Here is a 3,812-nt window from a genome sequence, read left to right on the forward strand (position 1 = left end):
ATTTTTTGGCATGGCCTTTATGGTGGTGTCCTGGTGCCAGTACGGCAGCTTAGCCCTTTGGGGTGTGGTTGTTGGGAACGTGTCCGGGGTGCTGGTTGTGGGGGTTGTGTTTGGCGCACTGTTGGGTCCTGAGGCAACAGGACCTTTTTGCAGCAATGCAGGGAGAGACCGTTCTGGTGTTTCTTTTGTTCCTGCTTCCGGTACTGTCGGGCCCTTGTTGGGGTGTGGTGGTCTGGTTGATGGGGTTGTTGTTTGAGAACTACATAGTGGACGCGAGCATCTAGGGACACACGCACGTTGTGGGTGTGTTTCTACAGCAATTTCTTATGAATGAACCTGGCCCTTGTGGTCGTGGTTCTCTCGAGTAAGTTTTTGATCATGTTTGTGTGGTCAAGTTTTTAAGGGCACACGGTGGATGCCTTGGCATTAGGAGCCGAAGAAGGACGTAGGAATCTGCGATAAGCCTGGGGGAGTTGATAACCGAGCGTTGATCCCAGGATGTCCGAATGGGGAAACCCCGCACAACGCTGCAAGGTGATTGTGTGACCCGCATCTGAACACATAGGGTGCGTGGGGGGAACGCGGGGAAGTGAAACATCTCAGTACCCGCAGGAAGAGAAAACAAGAGTGATTCCGTTAGTAGTGGCGAGCGAACGCGGATCAGGCTAAACCGTTTCCATGTGTGATAGCCGGCGGGCGTTGCATGGGCGGGGTTGTGGGACTTTCCGTTCTGGTTCTGCCGGGCCAGTGAGGTGAGAGTGCGTGCATAGGTGAACGGTCTTGAAAGGCCGGCCAGAGAGGGTGTGAGCCCCGTAACCGTAATGTTGTGTGCCGCCTGGAGAGTATCCCAAGTAGCACGGGGCCCGAGAAATCCCGTGCGAATCTGTCAGGACCACCTGATAAGCCTAAATACTTCCTAATGACCGATAGCGGACCAGTACCGTGAGGGAAAGGTGAAAAGTACCCCGGGAGGGGAGTGAAACAGTACCTGAAACCGTGTGCTTACAATCCGTCGGAGCCAGTTTGATTCTGGTGACGGCGTGCCTTTTGAAGAATGAGCCTGCGAGTTAGTGTTACGTCGCGAGGTTAACCCGTGTGGGGTAGCCGTAGCGAAAGCGAGTCTGAACAGGGCGAGTGTAGTGGCGTGATCTAGACCCGAAGCGGAGTGATCTACCCATGGCCAGGTTGAAGCGACGGTAAGACGTCGTGGAGGACCGAACCCACTTCAGTTGAAAATGGAGGGGATGAGCTGTGGGTAGGGGTGAAAGGCCAATCAAACTCCGTGATAGCTGGTTCTCCCCGAAATGCATTTAGGTGCAGCGTTGCGTGTTTCTTGCCGGAGGTAGAGCTACTGGATGGCCGATGGGCCCTACAAGGTTACTGACGTCAGCCAAACTCCGAATGCCGGTAAGTCAGAGCGCAGCAGTGAGACTGTGGGGGATAAGCTTCATAGTCGAGAGGGAAACAGCCCAGACCACCAACTAAGGCCCCTAAGCGTGTGCTAAGTGGGAAAGGATGTGGAGTTGCGAAGACAACCAGGAGGTTGGCTTAGAAGCAGCCATCCTTGAAAGAGTGCGTAATAGCTCACTGGTCAAGTGATTCCGCGCCGACAATGTAGCGGGGCTCAAGTACACCGCCGAAGTTGTGGATTTCACACAGTACCCTAGCCTTCGTGGTTCAGGGGTGTGGAGTGGTAGGGGAGCGTCGTGTGGGCAGTGAAGTCGCGGTGGAAACCAGCGGTGGAGCCTACACGAGTGAGAATGCAGGCATGAGTAGCGAAAGACGGGTGAGAAACCCGTCCGCCGAATGATCAAGGGTTCCAGGGTCAAGCTAATCTGCCCTGGGTAAGTCGGGACCTAAGGCGAGGCCGACAGGCGTAGTCGATGGACAACGGGTTGATATTCCCGTACCGGCGAAAAACCGCCCATGCCAAGCGGGGGATACTAACCGCCCGGAGCCTGCCCGCTCACCCTTGTGGTGTTGTGGGTTTTGGCCGAGCGCGGGACCTGATCCCGGGAGGTAAGCGTATTAACAGGTGTGACGCAGGAAGGTAGCCGGGCCGGGCGATGGTTGCCCCGGTCTAAGGATGTAGGGTCAGGGATAGGCAAATCCGTTCCTGTGTGCTTCGAGCACGTGCCTGAGATCTGATGGGACTCCCGTTTGGGGGGATCCGGTGATCCTATGCTGCCTAGAAAAGCATCGACGCGAGGTTTTAGCCGCCCGTACCCCAAACCGACACAGGTGATCAGGTAGAGAATACCAAGGCGATCGAGAGAATTATGGTTAAGGAACTCGGCAAAATGCCCCCGTAACTTCGGGAGAAGGGGGGCCTGCCCCGTGATGGAGACTTGCTCTCCGTGAGCGGGTGTGGGCCGCAGAGACCAGGGGGAAGCGACTGTTTACTAAAAACACAGGTCCGTGCGAAGTCGCAAGACGATGTATACGGACTGACTCCTGCCCGGTGCTGGAAGGTTAAGAGGACCGGTTAGCCCCTTGTGGGCGAAGCTGAGAATTTAAGCCCCAGTAAACGGCGGTGGTAACTATAACCATCCTAAGGTAGCGAAATTCCTTGTCGGGTAAGTTCCGACCTGCACGAATGGAGTAACGACTTCCCCGCTGTCTCAACCATAAACTCGGCGAAATTGCAGTACGAGTAAAGATGCTCGTTACGCGCAGCAGGACGGAAAGACCCCGAGACCTTTACTATAGTTTGGTATTGGTGTTCGGAGTGGCTTGTGTAGGATAGGTGGGAGACGTTGAAGCCCGGACGCCAGTTCGGGTGGAGTCATCGTTGAAATACCACTCTGGTCACTTTGGACATCTAACTTCGGCCCGTGATCCGGGTCAGGGACAGTGCCTGATGGGTAGTTTAACTGGGGCGGTTGCCTCCTAAAAAGTAACGGAGGCGCCCAAAGGTTCCCTCAGCCTGGTTGGCAATCAGGTGTCGAGTGTAAGTGCACAAGGGAGCTTGACTGTGAGAGAGACATCTCGAGCAGGGACGAAAGTCGGGACTAGTGATCCGGCGGTACATTGTGGAATGGCCGTCGCTCAACGGATAAAAGGTACCTCGGGGATAACAGGCTGATCTTGCCCAAGAGTCCATATCGACGGCATGGTTTGGCACCTCGATGTCGGCTCGTCGCATCCTGGGGCTGGAGTAGGTCCCAAGGGTTGGGCTGTTCGCCCATTAAAGCGGTACGCGAGCTGGGTTTAGAACGTCGTGAGACAGTTCGGTCCCTATCCGCTGCGCGCGCAGGAAATTTGAGAAGGGCTGTCCTTAGTACGAGAGGACCGGGACGGACGAACCTCTGGTGTGTCAGTTGTACTGCCAAGTGCACCGCTGATTAGCTACGTTCGGATGGGATAACCGCTGAAAGCATCTAAGCGGGAAGCTCGCTTCAAGATGAGATTTCCATACACATATTGTGTGAGAGGCCCCCAGCCAGACCACTGGGTTGATAGGCCGGATGTGGAAGCGAGGACTAAAGACTCGTGAAGCTGACCGGTACTAATAGGCCAACAACTTACACCACACAACACACACTGCACGCGTCCACTATGTGGTTCCCAACCAACAACCCACCCCCGAACGGGGCACGGTCACAGGAACCAACAACTCAATAACAACACCACAATGTTGTAACCACAGTCTTCCCACCCACCCCCGCACGGGGCCAGGGTCGGGTAACAAGGTTACGGCGGTCATAGCGTGGGGGAAACGCCCGGTCCCATTCCGAACCCGGAAGCTAAGACCCACAGCGCCGATGGTACTGCACCCGGGAGGGTGTGGGAGAGTAGGACACCGCCGGACA

The 3,812-nt window shown here is 55.7% G+C and carries 1 protein-coding gene and 2 rRNA genes; all 3 read left to right on the top strand.

Annotated elements, in window-relative coordinates:
• A partial coding sequence (locus ACFVSI_RS22000; protein ID WP_387828586.1) for a hypothetical protein occupies nt 1-256 on the top strand: 256 nt, incomplete at its 5' end.
• 132 nt (nt 257-388) lie between these two features.
• A 23S ribosomal RNA gene (locus ACFVSI_RS22005) occupies nt 389-3,533 on the top strand.
• A 161-nt stretch (nt 3,534-3,694) separates the two neighbouring features.
• Nucleotides 3,695-3,811, top strand: a 5S ribosomal RNA gene (gene rrf / locus ACFVSI_RS22010).
• Nucleotide 3,812: the final 1 nt, after the last annotated feature.

The organism is Paenarthrobacter sp. NPDC057981 (assembly GCF_042886835.1).
Classification (GTDB): Bacteria; Actinomycetota; Actinomycetes; order Actinomycetales; family Micrococcaceae; genus Arthrobacter.